This is a genomic window from Niallia taxi, from assembly GCF_004005475.1.
Taxonomy (GTDB): Bacteria; Bacillota; Bacilli; order Bacillales; family Cytobacillaceae; genus Niallia; species Niallia taxi.
In genome coordinates this window covers 387,650-408,861 of record NZ_RZTZ01000003.1, presented here as the reverse complement: position 1 = coordinate 408,861, position 21,212 = coordinate 387,650, and the positions used below count along the sequence as shown (strand labels likewise).

At 38.8% G+C, this 21,212-nt stretch carries 23 protein-coding genes; 14 read left to right on the top strand and 9 right to left on the bottom strand.

Translation table 11 applies throughout. The features are described 5' to 3' along the window. The first annotated feature begins 2 nt into the window (after positions 1-2). Positions 3-1,325: a glycosyltransferase family 2 protein gene (locus EM808_RS11215; RefSeq protein ID WP_164849630.1), complete on the top strand. Its 1,323-nt coding sequence runs from the start codon at positions 3-5 to the stop codon at positions 1,323-1,325. Between the two features lie 189 nt (positions 1,326-1,514). Then, entirely contained in the window at positions 1,515-1,853 is a 339-nt protein-coding gene (locus EM808_RS11210; protein WP_127738294.1) for a hypothetical protein, read from the top strand. Positions 1,854-2,219: 366 nt separating this feature from the next. Here EM808_RS11210 and EM808_RS11205 read toward each other — a convergent pair whose 3' ends face one another. Further along, complete coding sequence (locus EM808_RS11205; protein WP_127738293.1) at positions 2,220-3,608, bottom strand: amino acid permease; 1,389 nt, start codon at positions 3,606-3,608, stop codon at positions 2,220-2,222. A gap of 536 nt (positions 3,609-4,144) precedes the next feature. Between EM808_RS11205 and EM808_RS11200 the strand changes: the two genes are divergently transcribed. Beyond that, complete coding sequence (locus tag EM808_RS11200; RefSeq protein ID WP_225314734.1) at positions 4,145-5,422, top strand: ATP-binding protein; 1,278 nt, start codon at positions 4,145-4,147, stop codon at positions 5,420-5,422. 42 nt (positions 5,423-5,464) lie between these two features. Here EM808_RS11200 and EM808_RS28550 read toward each other — a convergent pair whose 3' ends face one another. From EM808_RS28550 to EM808_RS11180, 5 genes are all read right to left on the bottom strand, one after another. Continuing rightward, positions 5,465-5,602, bottom strand: coding sequence for a hypothetical protein (locus tag EM808_RS28550; RefSeq protein ID WP_164849629.1), 138 nt, complete (start codon positions 5,600-5,602; stop codon positions 5,465-5,467). Between the two features lie 81 nt (positions 5,603-5,683). Next, a complete protein-coding gene (locus tag EM808_RS11195) occupies positions 5,684-7,627 on the bottom strand; it encodes an ABC transporter permease (RefSeq protein WP_127738292.1) in 1,944 nt (647 codons plus the stop codon). Beyond that, a complete protein-coding gene (locus tag EM808_RS11190; protein ID WP_127738291.1) occupies positions 7,617-8,378 on the bottom strand; it encodes an ABC transporter ATP-binding protein in 762 nt (253 codons plus the stop codon). The genes EM808_RS11195 and EM808_RS11190 overlap by 11 nt, the downstream gene beginning before the upstream one ends. Before the next feature lie 127 nt (positions 8,379-8,505). After that, on the bottom strand, positions 8,506-9,510 hold the full coding sequence (locus EM808_RS11185) for a sensor histidine kinase (protein ID WP_127738290.1): 1,005 nt from the start codon (positions 9,508-9,510) through the stop codon (positions 8,506-8,508). Continuing rightward, positions 9,507-10,196 (bottom strand): response regulator transcription factor, encoded by a 690-nt coding sequence (locus EM808_RS11180; protein WP_127738289.1) that lies wholly within the window; start codon positions 10,194-10,196, stop codon positions 9,507-9,509. The genes EM808_RS11185 and EM808_RS11180 overlap by 4 nt, the downstream gene beginning before the upstream one ends. A 129-nt stretch (positions 10,197-10,325) precedes the next feature. Here EM808_RS11180 and EM808_RS11175 point away from each other — a divergent pair, with 129 nt between their 5' ends. The 3 genes from EM808_RS11175 to EM808_RS11170 all read left to right on the top strand — a co-directional run bounded on the left by EM808_RS11175 (position 10,326) and on the right by EM808_RS11170 (position 11,592). Further along, a complete protein-coding gene (locus tag EM808_RS11175) occupies positions 10,326-11,147 on the top strand; it encodes a methyl-accepting chemotaxis protein (protein WP_164849628.1) in 822 nt (273 codons plus the stop codon). Between the two features lie 76 nt (positions 11,148-11,223). Then, complete coding sequence (locus EM808_RS28545) at positions 11,224-11,400, top strand: hypothetical protein (protein WP_164849627.1); 177 nt, start codon at positions 11,224-11,226, stop codon at positions 11,398-11,400. After that, complete coding sequence (locus EM808_RS11170) at positions 11,401-11,592, top strand: YwbE family protein (protein ID WP_127738288.1); 192 nt, start codon at positions 11,401-11,403, stop codon at positions 11,590-11,592. A gap of 47 nt (positions 11,593-11,639) precedes the next feature. Here EM808_RS11170 and EM808_RS29755 read toward each other — a convergent pair whose 3' ends face one another. Further along, positions 11,640-11,933: a UPF0715 family protein gene (locus EM808_RS29755; RefSeq protein ID WP_225314751.1), complete on the bottom strand. Its 294-nt coding sequence runs from the start codon at positions 11,931-11,933 to the stop codon at positions 11,640-11,642. On the opposite strand from EM808_RS29755, the gene EM808_RS29505 reads away from it, so the two are divergent. From EM808_RS29505 to EM808_RS11145, 5 genes are all read left to right on the top strand, one after another. Next, positions 11,887-12,015, top strand: coding sequence for a hypothetical protein (locus tag EM808_RS29505; RefSeq protein ID WP_263642182.1), 129 nt, complete (start codon positions 11,887-11,889; stop codon positions 12,013-12,015). The two genes, EM808_RS29755 and EM808_RS29505, sit on opposite strands and share 47 nt — an antisense overlap. Before the next feature lie 237 nt (positions 12,016-12,252). Further along, positions 12,253-12,867, top strand: coding sequence for a PH domain-containing protein (locus EM808_RS11160; RefSeq protein WP_127738286.1), 615 nt, complete (start codon positions 12,253-12,255; stop codon positions 12,865-12,867). Between the two features lie 167 nt (positions 12,868-13,034). Further along, on the top strand, positions 13,035-13,841 hold the full coding sequence (locus EM808_RS11155) for an alpha/beta fold hydrolase (protein WP_127738285.1): 807 nt from the start codon (positions 13,035-13,037) through the stop codon (positions 13,839-13,841). Positions 13,842-13,860: 19 nt separating this feature from the next. After that, the gene (locus tag EM808_RS11150) at positions 13,861-15,063 is read left to right on the top strand and encodes a SpoIIE family protein phosphatase (RefSeq protein ID WP_127738284.1); all 1,203 of its coding nucleotides are present in this window, start codon (positions 13,861-13,863) and stop codon (positions 15,061-15,063) included. Between the two features lie 111 nt (positions 15,064-15,174). Further along, complete coding sequence (locus EM808_RS11145) at positions 15,175-16,335, top strand: MFS transporter (RefSeq protein WP_127738283.1); 1,161 nt, start codon at positions 15,175-15,177, stop codon at positions 16,333-16,335. 364 nt (positions 16,336-16,699) lie between these two features. On the opposite strand, the gene EM808_RS11140 is transcribed toward EM808_RS11145, so the two are convergent. Together EM808_RS11140 and EM808_RS11135 are read right to left on the bottom strand one after the other, a co-directional pair. Further along, entirely contained in the window at positions 16,700-18,421 is a 1,722-nt protein-coding gene (locus tag EM808_RS11140; RefSeq protein WP_127738282.1) for a sensor histidine kinase, read from the bottom strand. After that, positions 18,422-19,123, bottom strand: a complete 702-nt coding sequence (locus tag EM808_RS11135; RefSeq protein ID WP_127738281.1) for a response regulator transcription factor — start codon at positions 19,121-19,123, stop codon at positions 18,422-18,424. A gap of 151 nt (positions 19,124-19,274) precedes the next feature. Between EM808_RS11135 and EM808_RS11130 the strand changes: the two genes are divergently transcribed. From EM808_RS11130 to EM808_RS11120, 3 genes are all read left to right on the top strand, one after another. After that, positions 19,275-19,457, top strand: coding sequence for a hypothetical protein (locus tag EM808_RS11130; RefSeq protein ID WP_127738280.1), 183 nt, complete (start codon positions 19,275-19,277; stop codon positions 19,455-19,457). A 65-nt stretch (positions 19,458-19,522) separates the two neighbouring features. After that, entirely contained in the window at positions 19,523-20,212 is a 690-nt protein-coding gene (locus tag EM808_RS11125) for an ABC transporter permease (RefSeq protein WP_127738279.1), read from the top strand. After that, positions 20,212-21,114 (top strand): ABC transporter ATP-binding protein, encoded by a 903-nt coding sequence (locus tag EM808_RS11120; RefSeq protein WP_127738278.1) that lies wholly within the window; start codon positions 20,212-20,214, stop codon positions 21,112-21,114. Before EM808_RS11125 ends, EM808_RS11120 begins: the two co-directional genes overlap by 1 nt. The last annotated feature ends 98 nt before the right edge of the window (positions 21,115-21,212 follow it).

Here is a 21,212-nt window from a genome sequence, read left to right as displayed (position 1 = left end):
ATATGGATTTAGAGCATGAATTAAAACAAGCGGGAGTTTTGATTAATACCTGTTTTCAAACTCATTTTAGCGAAATGAGTGAAATAGATAGTGCAACTGATCTTGAAGGGTTTCTAACGGGGAAATTAATCAGTAACCGCACTTCTTCACAAAAGCATTATCTGGAGAATTTTATTCGGGTAATATCCGCTCTTTTAAAAGGAAAGCAGTCTGCAGAGGTTTTTCAATTCTATGTAGAAGCACAATTTTTTATGGAGCGGAAGGATGCTCAACAATTACTCAACCAGATAACCCATTTAAACGCTTTTAATGAAGGCTCTCTTAATCAGCGAATTACGTTCCCTGACACTGACAAGACTCCTAAAGTGAATGTAATCATCACAACCTATAATAGAGAAAGATATTTAGAGCAAGTCATTGATAGTATATTGCAGCAGGATTATCCGAATATCGAACTAATCGTGATAGATGATAACTCAAAAGACGGAACGCATTCGTTAATGGAGCGAAAATACGCTGACGCTGCAAATGTCATTTATATCAGAAATGACAAGAATGAAGGACCTGGGACGAATCGCTTAAAAGCCTTTGTGACACATGGAGATGGTGAGTATATTCTGTTTTTGGACGATGATGATTATCTCATTGATACAAATTATATAAGCAGAGCAGTCGATTTTCATGAGAAAAATCCGCAAGTGTCGTTTGTGGCAGCGAATGTGTTTATGGAAAAAACGGGAGCGAGTGAATTAGCTCTTTCCGATTTGAAGCTAAGCAATGTTGTAAAAAAATATGATTACTTCATTAACTTTCAGAAAAAAGGCTACCCAAAGCCAGCCTCCACCTTAACAACGGTCTTTAAGCGCAAGGCGTTAATAGAGATGGATATTTTAAACATGAAAATGGTGAATGATTCAGCCATCTATTTAAGGTCATTACTCGTTGGCGATGCCGGATTTATTGATACGATTGCTGGTGTTTATAGAATCCACGGCAATAACATCACCTTTAACCTGAAAAGTGATTTTATTATTGAGAATTTAAGAGAGAAGCTAATGATAAAAAATATGGCTGTAAATCGCTTTAACTATGATGGTGAAGCAGTGGAAGCATGGTTTGGAAGCAGTGTGTATGTCACCATCATGTACTACTTAAAATACTCTGCAAAAAACAAAAGTGATTATAATGCTATGTTTACTTGGACGAAGGAAAACTGTCCAACTATTTATAACAAGCTAAAATATGATGCGATGAAATTTTTCGTGATGAGAGGCTTGTCCCGACTTCGTAAATTTGGCCGAAGTGCAGTTATGCAGAAAAGCTAGAGATTAATCAAAACAGGACTTACTGTTGTTTCCAAAACAAAAGTGAGTCTTTTTTTTATGTTTATTAGAGAAATATTACTATGTGGTTTTTAATGTGAATAGCCTATTTTTCATGACCATTTTGTGAACTAACAGGAGGGTGAGAGTACTAGCAAGAATTCCAAAAAAAGAAAGGAGAGGTGTGTAATCGTGGTGGATTTTCCTGGAAGTGTTAGTGATTACTTCTATGAACCTTTTTATGTGGCTGTATTGTTATTATTGTCAGGATTACTCTATTTTTTACTATTTTTATATTCTGCTGTAAATGTAAAATTCACTAAAATCGGCTATTGCTTGCTGGCAATATCATTAATCACCTATTTGCTTGTCGGCATCTATATGGTTGGCAATGGTTATTATTATGATACAGACCCAAGAGAAGGCCATATTTTTCGAAGTATGGGGTTTTTAGAGCTAATTCTATTAACATACCCATACATTTTCCTGACTCTTGCCTGTTGTATAGGTCAGAAAAAATCAAACCAATGAAAGAGTGTAGTTAGGATATGTGTAGTTAAGTCTAGGTTAATACTAAACTAATTAGCAGCTATCGATAAATAGTTTGTTTTTTAATTTGGTATTTTTCTGGAATGGAACGGAGGCCACTCGACTGTTGCGGGAAATAGAGGATAGGATGAGACCCCGCAGGTGACAGCGCAATGAAACGACCTCACTTTAAAGGAATACTTTACATATATTCTAAAAGACTAAAGGTTTAAAGGAAGATGAAATTATTATTGTTCGTGGCTAGGCAGGAAATATTTTATTTTTATTCCACCTAGGTCCTGTAATCTCAAAAAAACAGCACTCCTTTTTGGTTATATCCACCAACAAGGAGTGCTGCTCTTTTTATATTTAGCGTTTCACAGCTGTTGTACTGTCTTGTTTTTCTGGGCGTTCCTTGCCGATGCCAAAAGCGAAGAAGCTGATGACAACTAAGATAAGGAAAATAATTCCGACAACAAGGGAAACTTGTGTGTCTTTGTTGAAGCCCATGCCGACAAGGACGAATAATAAAAATGCAATCGATGCGTAATTTGTGAACGGAGCGAATGGCATCTTAAATGGATGGTTGCTCATTGCAGCCGCGTTTGCTTGTCTGAAACGGATTTGGCTGATTAAGATAATAAACCATGGCACCATTCCTGGCAGTACGCTTGCACTATATACATAAACAAAGATGTCTGCTGGTGCTATATAGCTTAAGATAACACCGACTAATAAGCCGACCATAACGCCGATTGTACTGAACAATGGTACGCCGTTTGATGTCAGTTTTCCAAAGAACGCAGGAGCTTGCTTGTTCATTGCTAATGTGTACAGCATGCGGCCAGCACTGTAAATACCGCTGTTACAGCCTGACATGGCAGCTGTAATTACAACAAAGTTGATGATACCGGCAGCAGCTGTGATGCCGACTTTAGCGAATGTCGCAACAAATGGGCTTCCAACAGAGCTAAGCTGATCCCATGGATAAACAGTAACAATAACAAAGATTGCGCCAATATAGAAAATAAGAATACGCCAGATAATGCTGTTAATGGACTTTGTCAGTGTTTTCTTTGGATCCTTCGCTTCACCAGCAGTAATACCAATTAATTCAACCCCTTGATATGCACCGATGACAAGAGAAAGGGCAAAGAAAAATCCTGAGAAGCCACCTGAGAAAAAGCCGCCGTGTGCCCACAGATTGGAAAATCCGATAGCTTGTCCACCATTTCCAAATCCGAAGATGATAATACCTAAGCCTGCCACAATCAATAGGACGATTGTAATTATTTTAATCATCGCGAACCAAAATTCAAATTCGCCAAAGGATTTAACTGAAACTAAGTTAGCAGCGCCAAGGATTGCCATCGCGATTAAGCCTGGAATCCATGCTGGCAAGTCAGGGAACCAATAGTTCATATATTCTCCGACTGCGATAATTTCCGACATTCCGACGATTACCCACTGAAACCAGTTGCTCCAAGCAGTCATATAGCCTGCTAGTGGGTGGATGTATTTGTGGCCGAATGTTGCGAATGATCCTGTGCTTGGCTCTAAATAGAGCATTTCTCCCATTGCACGCATGATAAAGAAGACGAAAATTCCTGCAATGGCGTATGCGAGTAAGACAGAAGGTCCTGTCCAGCCAATTGTTTTGGACGATCCAAGGAATAATCCGACACCGATTGTTCCGCCAAGTGCAATCATTTGGATATGGCGTGATTCCAAGCCTTGTGACAATTTATTATTTGACATGTATATTCCCCTCTTTCACGATTAAGCAGCCGTATTTTTTATAAGTAAGAAAAGCTCATGCAGTAGTTATTCGGCAACGAAATGATGAAGACGGAGTGAAATCTATCTCCTAAAAAAAACTTCATTTCCTGCAGTATATGAGTTGCATCTTGTAAGCTGATATCTATAAATGTTCATTTAACTTAACCTATCATAATAAATTTATCTAGAAAATACAATTGTATTTGTGGGGGAGACATAAAGAAAGGGTTTTCGTGAACAGGTATTCCTTATTTTTCAATAGTGTACTAGAATGGTAATAGCTTGCTAAACCTTATAACAACAGCAAATAGGAAAAATAATGCTATATAACAATAAAAAAAATTCCTGCTAAAAATTTCTTGTAATTTTTTAGAAATGGACAGGGGAAGCAGTGTGAAAAAAACAATATTAAAATTTTTCCAATTCCATGGTATAGTTGGTAGCATATAGAGAAGTTTTGATAATAACAGCATAAGAGAGTTAATAATTAATTTGAGATACAGGAGACAATGGATATGGTGGTGAAATCTCCAAAAATGAGAAGAAGAGGACAAGTCGTGTTAGTGCTAGTTTCGATCATTTTTACTTTGTATCAATATCTAGTAGACAATGAGTCTTTTTTTACGTTAGACTTCTTTATTTTTACAGCCATTGCCTGGTTTGTCGGTTTCCAAATTGACGTAGGCAGCTATTATGAGCAGAAAGCCCGTTTAAGTGAGGAGAGCTATCGTCTGTTAGTAGATTCCTTGCCAGAGCCGATTTTTATCCATCATAAGAATAAAATTATTTATGTGAATAAGGCAGCGGTAATGATGATGGGGGCAAATTCTACACAAGAGCTGATTGGCAGGTCCTTCGGAGAGTTTATTGCACCTGAGCATAAAGAGCGCTGGGAAATGCGGATGGGACTCGTTAAGACAGAAAATAAGCCGCTTCACCACATAGAATATAAAATGATGCGCCTTGATCAGTCGATTTTTTATTTCGAAGTGAGCTGCTTGGCGATTACTTTTGACGGTAAAAACGCTGTCCTTGCCCTTGGTACAGATATAACAGAGCGAAAAGAAATCACGAGCCAATTTGTCCAGAAGTCCGAGAAGATGGCAATGCTTGGGCAAATGTCTGCAGGAATAGCCCATGAAATCCGCAATCCACTGACAGCGATAAAAGGCTTTATCCAGCTGTTAAAGTCTGATGATGATAAGAATGAGTACTTAGAAATAGTGTTGTCTGAAATTGAGCGGATAAATACAATCGTGGGAGAGTTTCTGTTTCTAGCCAAGCCGACAGCAGATGTGTTTCAAAAGAAAAATATAAAGAACATTATTAATGATGTGGTCACATTTATTAAAGCACAGTCCAATCTTTACAATACCCAAATTTACACGATGATGGAAGATAGCATTCCGATGATTTTCTGTGAAGAAAACCGCTTGAAGCAAGTATTTCTCAACCTCCTGCAAAACTCGATTGAAGCAATGCCAAACGGTGGGATTATTGCAATAACAGTAAAGATGATCGAGGGCGAACAAATTTCCATCCAAATCGCAGACCAAGGGATGGGTATTGAGGAAGAAAGATTGGCAACACTCGGTGAACCCTTTTATACGACAAAGGAAAAGGGTACAGGACTTGGGCTGATGACATGCTATAAAATTATTGAAGAAGGCCACCGTGGCCATATGAGCATTGAAAGTACTGTCGGTAAAGGAACAACCGTGCAAATCATTCTGCCAAGCCTAACACAGGAAATGCTTGGGACAAGCATACATACGAAATTTGCAAAAGAATAAACAAAAGGCAGGCCGAGTGAAAATGGCCTGCTTTTTGTTTGCTTATTTATTAAATTTATTCTTCATTTTATCCTTTAACTTTTCGCCAATATCTCTTTCTTTATCTTGAACCTTTTCATTCCGTTGGGCTTTTTTTGCAGCATCCATTGCTTTGTCTTTGTATTGGTCAAAATTACTCATTTCTATCAGCCTCCTAAGAAAGTTTATATGATATATATAGACTTTCTTATGGAAGATAAACTGCCAATAATAGGTAAGCCTTTAAAGGGCGCTATTAATCACTTTTTTATAGTATAGGACGGATAACAGTCCAAAGATGGAATAGAGAAGGGTGTAGACAACCATAACAGTCAGCATTGGTGTCCAAGCTGTTCCGAAAAAGAACCAGCCTGATTGGACGGCAAAATAGCTGTGTGCAAGACCGATCGCAAGAGGGATTCCAAAGCTGAACAGCTGCTTGCCTTGAATGCCGCGAAGCAGGTCGCCCTTCGTATAGCCAAGCTTTCTTAAAATTGTGTAGTTATGCTTTTCTTCTTCGCCTTCATCCATCTGCTTAAAGTAAAGAATACAGCCAGACGTGATGAGGAAGGTAAGTCCTAAAAAGCCGACGATAAACATGGTTAGTCCCATATTTGCTTTGTTGGTTGTGGCCATGTCGAGACGGGAAAGGCTGAATTCATGCTCATCTAGTTTAAGGTCCTGGTAAATATCATTAGCCTTGTCAATCTCTGTGTTCTTGTTAATATCAACTCCGAAATAGGTGCTTGATGGGAGCTGCAGTTTGTCATTTTTGTTCGTGCTGAGCTGGTCATAAACTTTGTTGTCGACAATCATTGTCGGCATCCCGCCAGCTGTGTACTTATAGGATACGACTGGCACGTCATCTAATCCAATGAGTCGCAACGGGATTGATTTGTCCTTTGTTTCAAGCGTCACCTCGCCAGTGTTTTTCATTGGCATAAACTTTTTTAATGCACCATCATAGTTTGTAAATAATGCTTCATCTTCCTCTAAGTCTACGCCTTTAACACTGTTTTCGCTCACAACAGCAAGTGTCGTCATATTCGGGTCGAAGTTAAGATTGTTGAAATCCGCCTCCAAAATTTTGCCGATGTTAATATCAGCCATCACGACATCTATTTTTGTTTCATCATAGGCTATCTCGTTTTTTGTTAATTCATCTGTGAATAACGTTGCTTCCTCGCTCGTTCCGAATGCAAAATTGGCAGGGATGCTAGTCTCTGCATTTTTCTCTGCAGAATAGTAGGAGATATAGCTTAATGACAGCAAGGCGATCGCAAGTGCAGACACGGTTGTGATAATTGTCAGCAGGAGCGAATTGGATTTCATCTTGAACATGATGCTCGATAAAGACAGCACTTCATTAATGTTCAAATAGCCATTTTTACTTTTGCGAACAAGATTAAACAGAAAGCTGACAGAGCCCTTGTAGAAAAGGTAGGTGCCAAGGATGACAGCACCTAATATAAAGGCCATGGCTCCAAATAACTCGGTCATGGTTTGGAAGTCTCCATCAAATAGTTTTGATGAAACATAATAACCTAAGCCGATTCCAGTTAAACCGATAATGCCAATAATAATTTCCAACACAGACATTTTTTTGACTCTGCTTTCAGCAGACGAAGTTACTCTGAACAGGTTTAAGATTGTTTGTCTTTTAATGAAGACATAATTCATCAGCATAATAAAGACATAGATAACTGCAAACACAAGAATTGTCTGTACTAATGCCTCAGTTGAAAAATGAAGCTTTGCAATACCTTTTACGCCGGTGATTTTGAACAGTACTAAAATAATCAGCTTAGAGAAGCTAAAGCCGACAAAGGTGCCGATGAATAACGCCCCAAAGTATAAGATAAAGTTCTCCACACCTAAAATCCAAAAGATTCTGTCCTTCGTCATGCCGATTAACTGAAATAGACCTATTTCCTTACTGCGTCTTTTAATGAAAATGGCATTCGCATAAAAAAGGAAAATCGCGACAATTACAATCAGCAAAATGGAGGTAACTCGGATTGCAGCTCCGCCCTTGATCGTTCCTTCCACAGCATCCATCGATGGATCATATTGAAGAGTAACGAAAGCGAAATACAAGCAAACACTGAAAATCAACGCAAAAACATACAGGTAATAATGCTTGATGTTTTTGAGGAGATTACGAAAAATGAGCTGATTAATGTTCATATTGCACCCCGCTCAAAATTCCTTGTGTTTTCATAATATCCTGGAAGAAGTGTTGTCTGTCTTGTTCGCCTTTATTCAATTGTGTATAAATCTGTCCGTCCTTTATAAAAATGACTCTGCTGCAGTAGCTTGCTGCAAGTGGGTCATGCGTGACCATCAGGATGGTTGCCGCAAGTGTTTCGTTCAAGCTGCTAAGCTTGTTTAACAGGTCTGAGGCGGATTTACTGTCAAGCGCGCCTGTCGGTTCATCTGCGAAGATGATGCTCGGTTCATGGATAAATGCTCTTGCTGCAGAGGTCCGTTGCTTTTGGCCTCCAGAAATTTCATTTGGATATTTGTCTTTTATCTCATAAATGCCAAGTTCATTTGCAATCCTTGTGAAGCGGCTTTCTGCTTCCTTTCTTGGCGTCTTCGTAATGGATAGGGGCAGGAGAATATTTTCTTTCACTGTCAGTGTATCAAGCAGATTATAATCCTGAAAGATAAAGCCAAGATTATTTTTGCGGAACTGTGCAAGCTGCTTTTCCCTCATTCCAGTTATTTCACTGCCCTCAATCTTAATGGTGCCATTACTGACTTTGTCGATGGAGGATAAAACATTAAGTAAGGTAGTTTTTCCAGAACCGGAAGCTCCCATAATGCTGACGAATTCGCCCTTTTCAATCGAAAGGCTGACACCTCTCAGAACCTCTTGTTTATTAAATTTGTTTCCGTAGCTTTTTTGAATTTGATTTGCTTCAAGTATGTTCAAACTAATTACAACTCCTTTTGCCTTGTTATTTATCTTCATTATAGGTATCTGAGAGGATTCCATCCTTCGAATCAGCGAACAAAACAGAAGAAGCATGTGACAGTTTTGTCACATGCACGTCATAAGGCTATCTGCTTAACAAATGGACAAAGTCATTCTTTTTCGGAAAGGTTAACGTGAATACCGTCCCTTTTTGCTGGATAGAGTCTGCTTCTATTCTAATATGCAAAGCATCTGCCGCTCTTTTTGCTAAATAAAGTCCCATTCCTGTCGCATGATTGTTTTGGTGGTTTGCTGTTGAGGTGAATCCTTTTTCATAAATGCGGGACAGATCCTGCTTGGCAATCCCAATCCCAAAATCTTTAATTTGTAAACAAACCTGATCATATTGGATACTGCTCGTGATGACAATATCGGAGGCTTCGCTGTACTTTACGGCATTTGTCAACAGCTGTCTAAGAATAAATGAAAGCCATTTACTGTCTGTCAGTACCTCGGACTCTGAAAGCTCCACCTCAAATCCGATGCCCTTTTGGATACACCATGTTTGCAGTGTGCGAATTTCATCATATAAAAGTGGTTCTATTGAAATCTTTTCGATATATAAATCATTTTGCATAAACGGGAGCCGTTTGGAATGAAGCTGCTGGTCAAGCAGGTGATGAATGCGCAGCCATTCATATGTTAAGCTGCCGCGCATTGCTTTATCCTCCAGCCTGTCAATTAACAGGCGCAATGTTGTCATCGGTGTCTTCACTTCATGAATCCAAGATAGAAGGTCATCCTTTTCCTGCTCTAATGCGACTGTATTTGTGAGCATTTCCTTTTTTAACAGCATCGTCTGCTGGTGCAGACTTTCTGAAACGATTTTCTCAAATGGACTTTCAGGAGATGCGATAGCCGACAAATCAAGATTATCCTCCCGTTCTGTTAAGGACTTATAAAACGGGGTTTCCTTATGATAGCGCCAAAACAGAAACAGCAGGAAGATCAGTGAGGATAAAAAGACTGTGTACAGAACAGATGTGAAAGCAATTGTTTCATCAAGTGCTGCCACAATAAGACTGAATGCCTGCAGGAATAAAAACATAATAATCCAGCTTCGTTTTTCAGAAATAAACTTACCAATCATGACAGCTCCTCATCAATGGCAATATAGCCTTGTCCGACCTTTGTCTCAATAAACCTGCCAATACCGATTTCATCGAGCCGTTTGCGGAGACGATTAACATTGACAGTAAGTGTGTTATCACTGATGAAGCGGCTGTCATTCCAAAGATGCTCGATGAGTGTGTCGCGGCTGACGATTTTATTTTTGTGCTCGACAAGCAGTCTTAATATAAATGCTTCATTTTTTGTCAGCTCTATTGTGCCATTTTCATTAGCAACTGTATTTGTTTCATAGTCAAGGGTAGCATTACACCAAGTCTTCTTCTCTGTTTGCTCAAGGCTGTAGTTGTATACACGGCGGAGAATTGCCTGTATTTTGGCAATCAGCACCTCGAAATGGAAGGGCTTTTGAACAAAATCATCTGCACCGAGCTGCATGGACATCACCATATCTGTTGGGTGATCTCGTGATGATAAGAAGATAATCGGTACCTTTGATTGTGCTCGAATCATACGGCACCAATGGAAGCCATCAAACTTTGGAAGCTGGATGTCAATGATGACAAGATCAGGCTTCACCTCATTAAAGTCCTCCATCACCTTTGCAAAATCAGTAATCCCATATACTTCATAGGACCACTGACTAAGCCGATCCTTAACTTCTGCGAATAATGTTACATCATCTTCAATTAATAAAATTCTAAACAAAAAATCACCGCGCTTATAATTGGTTATATTTGTATTATAAACTTGTTGCATCTAAAAAGGGTAGGAATGTTTAGTAATTCCTTGCTTTAGTGATACTAATAGTAACGAGATCGGAAGGGAGCTTGAGATGTGTTAAACAAAGCAGAATCATTAGAGAGTATTATCGCGATCATCCCAATCATGAAAATAGCCATTCCGATAGACTTGTCGATTGCCATTTGTGATAAAGAAAAGTTTATCGCCTATTTTCCTGGCGATACAATTGATCTGAACATAAAAGTAAACCAGCCACTTTCAAAGGAAGAGCCTCTTGCTGTAGCTTTAAGTCAGAAAAAAACACTCAAGGCTTTTGTTCCAGCCGATTACTATGGTTTTGAATTTACAGGCACAGCAACGCCAATTGTGAATAATAGCAATGAGGTGATTGGCGGTATTGCTGTACAGGTACGCAGGCAAACAGAGCTGAGGGAAATCGTTCAGCAAATTCAAGACTCCTTGTCACAGGCAAATGAAAGGATAGTCAAAATGACAGGCAGTTCAGATTCATTGACTGATTCCTCACAGGATCTTCTTCATCAATCAAAACAGACGGAAGAAGAAGTTAATAAATCGACAGAGGTGCTGTCACTCATCAAAAGGGTAGCAGATCAGACAAACCTGCTTGGCCTTAATGCGGCGATTGAAGCAGCAAGAGCCGGAGAAAAAGGGAGAGGCTTTGAAGTTGTTGCAAATGAAATCAGAAAATTTTCGAAAGAAACAGTGCAATCAACCCAAAAAATCAACCAGACGATGGAGCAGATAAAGGAAGCAACAAGCAGGATGAATTTGTCGATAGAAAGAATCGCATCCATTGGGCAGTCACAGGCTGATTCTGTTAAAGAAACAAGCGCATATATGGAGAAAATTCAGGAAATGGCGGTAAAGCTAAATCAATTTGCAAATGAATTGTAGAGAATGATTTCTTCCTATATAGGTGTGTGATATAGTAGCAATAGCAAGTCCAGAAAATGTAGTGGAGGTAACAAAAATGTCAGAACAAGAAAAGAAAAAAGTAAGTTTAAAGGATGCAATGAAGCAGCAGCTTGCCAATAAAAAGCAACAATCTCAACAAGGTCAAAGCCTGAGCGGCAATACAAAAATGCAAAAAATGAACAGCCAGCAAACGAAAAAGACGAATAACCAAAGAAGAAGAATGGGTGTATAAATGAACGGTCAAAACAGGAAGGACATCACAGCTGGTTTAACGGTCGAAATCGTTTTGAAGGCAGACCAGAAAACCGGGAAAAGGACAGTTGGAGTCGTAAAGGATATTCTAACGAATTCCTCCTTCCATCCACATGGAATTAAAGTAAGATTAACAGACGGGAAAATCGGACGAGTGCAGGCCATTCGCTGATTTTCTTTTTTTGTGGAAAGGAAGAAGCTATGCTGATAACGCAAGAACTAGCTTTCTTCCTTCTTTTGCAGCAAAACGGAGTCAAATATCCAAAAGATAACCGCAGACATGCCAACGTGTATATAAAATTCCACTGAGGTAAAAGGATTCGCCTGTCCATATAACATAAACAGAGCTGTCACCACAGCAGACGCCAGGCAATAGGTAAAAAGATACACAATGCTAAAGCTTTTAGGTTTCTGATTCAATTTAATTTGCAACGGTGTGGCAATAAATAGATAGAATAAAAAGAAAATGAATGAAAAAATGGCAAGCATAAAAAATGAGAAATCGGTAGATATAAATAAAGAAACAAGACTAAGCGTAATGGCTGAAAGAAGAGAACAAATGAAAGACCTGCCGATTAAATCGGAGTCCATATAAACTTTTTCCAAACGGAGCACCTCAACTGACTATGTAATTAAATGACATAAATTCCTTTATTATTAGTATATGTTTCAAAGTGTGTGTTTGTAAGAATCTTTTTTCCTAAGTAGCTAGTAGGACATCCAGTCAAAAAATAGATGCCAACATTGGATTGATTCGGTTAAACTAAAGGTAGTTATTGTAAAAAAGTAGATTAATGTACTAGCAGATTCCAACTGAGGAGGAAGTAATCCAATGTTTAAAAAAATCGCGTCAGACGCATTAGGTTTAAGTGATGTCGGCAGTGTTATCCACCCATCTGATTATGATAAAGTAGATGCTGATGATTATATCCTGCATGAGGATAATGAAAAGATTTACTTTTTGATTAAATCAAAATCAGATGAATATTGTTTTACAAACAGAGCGTTAGTCCATCTTGATGGAACGAGTGCGCTCAGCAAAAAAAGAAGCTTGAAAAGATATTCGTACAAAGAGCATGCGATTTCTGATGTGCTGATGGAAACAGCTGGAACAATTGATCTTGATGTGGAGATTAAGTTCTCTATGGGCTCTGTTCCGTTCAGCATTGATGTCCATAAAAACCATATTGAAGCAATCAAAGACCTATATAAAGCATTAATTCGAATAAGTGAACTGACACATGAGAATGAAATTTCAATGGAATATGCAAAGGAAAGTCTGCAAATCACATCAAATACTTTAGTGCGTGCATCTATTCAAGAGGGAAGTGTTTCCGATCATTTCCGTCACATTAATGACCATGTATTTAACTGGCTTATGAACAGCCGCAAGAAATATAATGTGAAGGATTTCGGCTTCGTTTTTGAAAAATATATTAATAATTAATAGTAGTAGGGCATCTTCATGGAGGATGCCTATTTATTTTAGACGAAGCTCGAAGGGTACGGATATTTCGATTTCAAACCATATTGTTTTAATTTTTGCTTATTTCTATCATATAATTAACATAACAAATATAATGAAAGAAAACGATTTCTTCTGAGGAGATTTGAATGGAACGGACAATAAGGCAGCGCAATAATGTTAAGATTAGTGGAGACGGGACTAAAACAATAATTTTTGCTCATGGTTTTGGATGTGACCAAAATATGTGGAGGTGGACGGCTCCCGCTTTTGAAAAAGACTATCGAGTCGTCTTATTTGATTATGTTGGCTCAGGCCAATCCGACATTTCCAAGTACGATAAGGTTAAATATGACAGCTTGCAAGGCTATGTACAGGACGTTCTTGATATTTGCGATGATTTGCAACTGGAGGATGCTGTGTTTGTCGGTCATTCTGTCAGTGCGATGATAGGAATGATGGCTGCGATGGAAAGGCCTGAAAGCTTTGATAAACTGATTATGATTGGACCTTCTCCATGCTATATAAACAAACCGCCATACTTTGGAGGGTTTGAGAAGGAAGAGCTTCATGGGTTAATCGATTTGCTCGACAAAAATTATATTGGCTGGGCTAAGGGCTTTGCAGCAATGGTCATGGCGAATGAGGAACGCCCCTCTCTTGCACAAGAGCTGATGGCGAGCATTTGTTCAACAGACCCTGTCATTGCCCGCCAGTTTGCAATCGCCACCTTTTTCTCTGATTATCGCCATGAATTACAAAAGGTATCAGTGCCTGCTCTTATTATTCAATGTTCTGATGATATGATCGCACCAGCAGCTGTCGGTGAATATGTTCATCAGCATATCCCGAACAGCACGCTTAAAGTAATGGATGCTGCAGGGCATTGCCCTCATTTAAGTCATCCGGAAAAGACAGTGGAACTCATAAGAGAATATTTAGAAGCATCATTGTAGGAGAAGGGACTGTTGATTTTTGGATAGACAACTGGACGAGGTGCCTTGCGGGTATTTGCTGCTCTCGGATGAGGGCGAAATTCTGTCAGTTAATAAAACATTGCTAGAACTGTTAGGAAATGAACACGCTGATTTAGTGAATATGCATTTTCATCAAATACTGACGAAAGCCTCAAGAGCATTTTGCCAGCTTTATTTTTTTCCGCTTTTGAAAATCGAGGGAAGAATTGAAGAAATGCACTTTTCCCTTCAAAAAAAGGATGGGACAGAGGTTCCTGCCCTTATTTTTGCGCGTCGAAAGACAAAAGAAGGCAGAGTTACAAATGAATGTATTATTGTTCCAATGCTTCAACGGCTTGAGTACGAAAGTCAGTTATTGAAGGCGAGGAATATAGCAGACGATGCTTTAAAGGAAGCAGCAGCGACGAATGCAGAGCTGACAAAGGTTCTGGAAGCGTTAAAGGTGAAGCAGAAAGAGCTTGTCAAACTGAATAAACAAAACGAGGAATATCAGGAGCGGATAACAAAGGAGCTGGAGCTAGCGAAAAGCATTCAAGGCATTTCCCTGTCAGTACCTTTTTGTAATGAAGAAATATCTATTTCTGCTTACTATCAGTCCTCTACCGAGCTGTCTGGTGATATGTACAGCTTCTATAAAATTTCCCCGGGGAAGTATGGGTTTATCATTTTAGATGTAATGGGCCATGGCATTTCATCTGCATTAATTTCCATGTCATTACGTTCCTTGTTCCAAATGCTGATAATGAAAAAAGCTTCAGCAGCAGAAATCATGAGAGAGCTTGATACACAGATGCATCTTCTGTTCCGAAATGGAGATGGTATAAAGCATTATTGTACAGCCATCTTTTTGACAATTGACACGAATAAAAAGGAGATAGAGTACATAAATGCTGGCCATCCACCTGCTGTATGGATTGGACCTGACAACGAAGTGATGGAATTTAAAGCAACGATGCCTCCAATCGGCATGTTTGAGGATTTGAATTTCCCCCAAAAAAGTTTTTCTTATCAGGAATCTGGCAGGCTGTACTTATATACAGATGGAGTAACAGAGGCAATCTCTTCTAAAGCTCTTAATCTATTGTTGAAGGAAAAAGAACCTAGTGAAATGACAAAGGATAAAATTGTCCATTTTCTTGAGCTTGATGAAGAAATGGCAATAAAGGTCGATGATCGTTGCTTTCTGCTTGTTGATTTGTAGAGAGCAGCGCATACAGCGGCTCTTTTTTATGTTTTTTTATTTAGATTGCAGCCACAGCTTTTGTTTTTTCGTTATAATGGTTTTTGTTTAGTATTTAGAAAGGGGAAATATATGAACAAAAAATATCCAGTAGCATTATGGACATTAGTAATTGGCGCATTTGCTATCGGCATGACGGAGTTTGTCATAATGGGGCTGCTGCCAGAGGTGGCTCGAGATGTTCATTCATCCATTGCTGCAGCAGGCCAGCTGATTACTGGCTATGCCCTTGGAGTCGCGGTTGGCGGACCGATTCTTGTCCTTATCACATATAAAATGTCACAAAAGAACTTACTAATGTTGTTAATGTTAATATTTATTCTTGGTAACTTAATGGCAACAATTGCTTCAAGCTATGGTGTCCTGATGGCTTCTCGTCTGCTGACGTCATTAGCTCATGGATCCTTCTTTGGAGTAGGAGCAATTATGGCAGCAAGCCTTGTGGAATATTCCCGCCGTGCGAGCGCAATGGCATTAATGTTCACTGGCTTGACTGTCGCTAATATTATTGGCGTACCATTCGGCACATTTGTTGGACAGCAGTTCGGTTGGAGAAGCAGCTTCCTTATTATAGCAATCATTGGTTTCATAACACTTATAGGAATATATATGCTCGTCCCGAAACCGAAGGAACAGAAAAGCACAGACCTAAAGAAGGAGCTTGCCGTACTCAAGAACAATCAATTATGGCTTGCCCTTTTGATTGCAATGTTCTGTTTTGGCAGTGTGTTCACATTATTTACGTATATCACACCAATACTGACAGACGTAACAGGCTTTCAGTCTAATGCCGTCTCATGGATGCTCGTCGTCTTTGGCCTTGGTGTAACAGTCGGTAATATCCTCGGCGGAAAATTGGCTGATTGGAATATTAACCTGTCCTTGCAGTATATTTTAGTTGTTTTCATTCTGTACTTCTTTGTTTTATATGTACTGCAGTTCTCAATGATCTTAATGATTCCAGGTATATTTATATTTGGTGTTCTTGCCTTTTCGATGGTGCCAATGCTTCAATTCCGAATTCTCGGTCTTTCAGCAGAAGCACCAACAATTGCCAGCACACTGAACCAATCAGCAATGAATCTCGGCAACGCAGGCGGAGCATTTGCAGGCGGCTTGTCTGTAACATATTTACCGCTTCATGATCTTGTTTTGGTAGCCCCGATTATAACTGTAATCGGCTTTATTCTTTTGTTTGTTCAGATGAGAGGAGTTAAGGCGAAGGCAGCTTAACTATGTTAAAGAGGCTGGGACATAAGTATGTGAACCAGCGTAAAGACCGAACTACTTAATCAACTATTGATTAAATGGTTCGTTTTTTTTGTTTTTAGTTTAAATACAAAAATTAGAAATTTTAGTGGAATGGAGCGGAGGCCACTCGACTCCTGCGGGAAATAGAGGAAAGGATGAGACCCCGCAGGCAAAGACGAGGAGGCTCATCTTCCTCCCCGCGGAAAGCGAGTGGGTGCAGCGCAATGAAACGAACTCACTTTAACTCGAAATTCTATTTAGACAGAACCTTCATTTTTCAAATTTAGTTGTAATTCTATTATTCGTGTTTAGAAAGCTTATCTTTTGTTGTGTCCCAGCCTCTTTTTTAATCTCCGAGCAATGGCAATAAAATTCGAATGCATGTGCCTTGTTCTTGTTCGCTTTTCACATTGATGGAACCTCCGTGGAGCTCGATCAGCTTTTTCGTAATTGCCATACCAAGCCCAGTTCCATTATTGGAGCTGCTTGTATTTGTTCCTCTGTAATAGCGCTCAAATAGTCTATTTAATGTTTCTGTATCCATGCCAACACCGTTATCCTCAATCGTAATTGTCAAAAGATACTGGTCAATTAATCCGGTTGCTACCGTAATAGTCGTTGCAGGAGCATTATATTTGATTGCATTTTCAATCAGATTTTCCATAATACGCCGGAACCATTTAGGGTCAACTGCTGCGTTAATCTCACCATCAAATGGCTGGAACACAAATTCATTTTGAGTTCCTGTCGGACTATTAATATAGTGAATGATAATACGTCTAATCTGCTCATTTATTTCCACTTTTTCTTTGGCAATAGGGAATGCATTGCTCCTAAGCTGGTAGGTTAATGTTAAGTCTTCTAAAAGCTCCTTCATGTACTGAGACTTTTCTGCAATTGTTCCGGAGAATGTCCGGATTTCCTCCTCAGACCACGAATATTGGTCAGACCGAAGCATTTCTGCATAGCCTCCGATTGTGGCAAGCGGTGTTTTCAAGTCATGTGATAGTCCGCTGATCCACTCATCTCTTACTTTAGTTGCTTTTTTTCTTGCCTGTTTATTTTTTTCTAAAGTTTCCGTCAGTTCGGTTAGCGTTGTAATCAATTCCTTGTAAATCCTATATTTCTTTTTTAGCTTGCCTTTTTTGTTGTGCAGGATGGAGCGGTTATTAGAACCTTGCTCATAAAGTCCATTCCCTAAATCACCAATCCATTTAATGATTGTCACAAGTGGAGCACCGAATTTATAACCATACCAAAGCGTTATTGTTAGTAATAGAAGGAGGATAACGACAAAAATGATGAAGGCAGTGCTTCCAACGGTTTTTAATAACTCGTTCGTGATTTGCTCATGATTTGTTTTTTCGGTGCTAACAAGAAGAACCTGGCCTGTCTGTTCATGGTAATAGGCAGCGGAATCACTGTTTTCCTTATGAGTAAGCTCAAGCAGGTCTTTAAGTGAATAGTTCGATTTTTGTTTATCTGCCAAATAACCGTCCTGACTTGTACCATTTTTGCCGACAAGCTGTATCCAGCCTTGGCTGCTTTTTATTGTTTCCTTTGCAGTGTCGGAAAGATTTAACAATCCTTTTTCCCAATTCACAGCTTCTTTAACAGTAGATAATATTACCTTGCTGCTAGTCTCCGTTCCGAAAATAATAATTAGTGGCTTTTTCGTATCTTCCCTTATTGTCCAAACTTTATAATCATACGCCACTGGGTCATTATTAGTAAAAAGTGCGCCATAATCATCCTTTGTAAACGTGAATTTAGCTGGTGTGTTGTATGTCTTCAAAAGCTCGCCATCCTTAGAAAGTACAGCAAGCCATCCGTCTTGTTTCTTCGTCAGATTTTTCATATCAGAATCAATCTTTATTTCCCCGTTGTTTACTGAAAAGGAACTTTCTATTGAAGATGCATCTGCTGTTGTTAAGTCACTAGATACTTCAAAGTTTGTTAAAGAGTAGCCGACAAATATCCAAAAGGTAAGAAAAATAATAGCTAAAAAAAAGGACACAAGCAGAAGCTGAATAAAATACTGCAAAAAAAATCGTTTTGGCATATTCATTTAACGGTGACCTTCTGTTGCTAATTTATAGCCGAGCCCTCTCACTGTTACGATATATTGAGGCTTACTTGGAACTGCCTCAATTTTTTCCCTTAGTTTACGAATGTGAACCATAATTGTATTGTCTTCACCGAGAAAGTCTTCTCCCCATACATTTTCGTAAAGCTGAGCCTTGCTAAAAAGCTGATTTGGATGCTTGCAGAAAAACAGCAATAGCTGATAAACCTGTGCAGGCAAATTAATCTTCAAGCCTCTTACAAACACTTCACCAGAATAACTATTAACTACCAAGTCCCCATAATGAAAGCTGCCAGTTTCTCTAACAGTTGTGCCTATATGTCTTCTTAAATGGGCTTTGACTCTTGCTACTGCTTCAAGGGGATTAAACGGTTTTGTAATATAGTCATCGGCACCTAATGCGAAGCCGGAAAGCTTATCAAGATCTGTTGACCTTGCTGTTAAGAAGAAGATGGGGGCATTTGTTCTTTCTCTTATGAGGGGACAGATATCAAAGCCGCTTCGATCTGGAAGCATCACATCAAGAAATATCAAATCATAGCTGTTTGCCATACAAAGGCGGAGTGCTTCCTCTGCTGTTTCTGCAGTATCAATCCGCTGAAATCCTTCTTTTTTCAAGATGACCGTCAACATTTGGTGAATCGCCTGCTCGTCATCCACAATTAAAAGCCTTTTATTTTCCATATATATAATCTCCTAATACAAAAATATATAAAAATATCATATCACTTTTTTAGTAATAATTTTGAAATTAAGGAAGAATTAAGGTTCTGATTCTAAAGAGGTAAGGTACGATAGAGATAATCCTTTATAGAAAAGGAGCAGGGGTGGCAATATGAAAAAAGTATTTAGCATTATGACATCAATAACTGCAATTCTCATGGTCTCCAAGCGTTTTGGCAATGACTTTGCAGAACAAAATTATAATAAATTAGCTATTGTCTTGATTATATGTTTATTAGGTCAAGGTATCTTTCATTTCTGGGGCAAAAATACCCACAGTCCTAAAGGAGATTAGGCCGTTTTGCAAATGATAGGAAAGAGTTTTATGGAGAAGATTCTACATGATGGAGGGAAGCTAACATGTTTGAAATAGGAAAAAGAGAGTTTTTACAGGTATTTAAAGGAGTTAAGTCAGTTCTAATTATATTGTTGTTTTTAGTGACTTCCTATTATTCTGCTAAGTTTGCAGAACCATTAGCCGAAATAACAGAGATGACAGCAAAGGAAGCGGCACAGGCCCATGTAGCAGGATTGATGTTTTTAATTATAGTTTTTGGTCAGCTTTTTGTAACAAGCTTGTCCCATGACAGCATTAATAGGGAAATACATGAACGAACAATGCGTTTTTTAGTTACAAAGACAACAAGGCAGTCCATTTTATTGGGGAAATTTTTGGGGATATGGATGTTTTGGTTTGTTAGTCTGTTTTTATCCTTTCTTATTATCAGTATCATAACAAAAAAGATAAGTATATTAATGTTTAGCCAGACAATGAGTCTGCTCACATTCCAGGTGGCCTTTGTACTCTTGTTGTCTGTATTGATTACAAAGCCTGGTATTACCATGTTTTTTGGAATAATAAGCAGTCTAATCTTTCCGATTATCGGAGGATGGTTAGTGCTTACCTCCAATCCGGCAATTAGCTGGTTAAAGTATATAACACCATATTATTACATGGAAAAGGAAGACTATAAATTTTTAGTTATTTTTGTATTTGCAGCTGTCCTGATTTATCTTGCTGATCTTGTATTTAAAAGGAGGGAATGCTGATGACGGTTATTAAAGCAAAAAAGGTAACAAAAGCATATAACGGAGTAAACGTTGTGGATGGCATTGATTTGACGATTAATAAAGGAGAGATATTTGGATTTCTTGGCAGAAATGGCGCTGGAAAATCAACCTTCATTAACATGCTGACAGGTATCATACAGCCGTCATCAGGTTCTTTTACATTGTTAGGTGGAGATGTGAAGCAAATAGATGTTAAAAAAAGAATTGGAGTGATGCCCGATTATTCCACCTTTTATGGCTCATCCACTGCTCTTCATCATCTGCGGTTTTTCTCTTCACTGTCTGGTAATCCCGCATCAAAGGAGGCATGTATAGAAGCATTGGACGCGGTCGGTTTGGCCGAACATGCCAATAAAAAGGTAGGTAAGTTTTCCTTTGGAATGAAAAAAAAGCTTGGAGTAGCACAGGCAATCATCCATGATCCTGAACTTCTGTTTTTAGACGAACCTACGTCTGGAATGGACGCTGAGTCAGCTATTCAAATCCAGCAGTTGATCAAAAATCTTCATAAAAGGGGGAAGACAATCTTTTTGACCTCTCATAATTTGGATGAAGTGGAGAAGCTATGCACGAGAATAGCCATTATGAAAGAAGGAAGGATAGTCAAGATTGGGACAATGGACGAACTTCGTGCCTATTATCGCACTACTATCATTGTCAAAATTAAACATGGTCCAATTCCATTATCAGAAGAACAAAAGCTTTATGATTGGCTTCAAGGGAAAGGGAAAGACATTCAGCTTGGAGAAAAATCACTTGAGATTACTGTGGATGAAGAGAGGAAAATTGCTGAAATCACAAGAGCCTTTACTGCCTGCAAAACAGATATTTATCGTGTGGAAGTAGAGGAACCGACGTTGGAGGAGATATTTTTAGAATAGTTAAAGGCCCCTCTGATGGAGGGGCTTTTTTTTTGTCTGCGAATAGAGTAGGTGACAAATGTCATTTCGAAAAAGCTAATTCGTCTAGTTCAATTCTT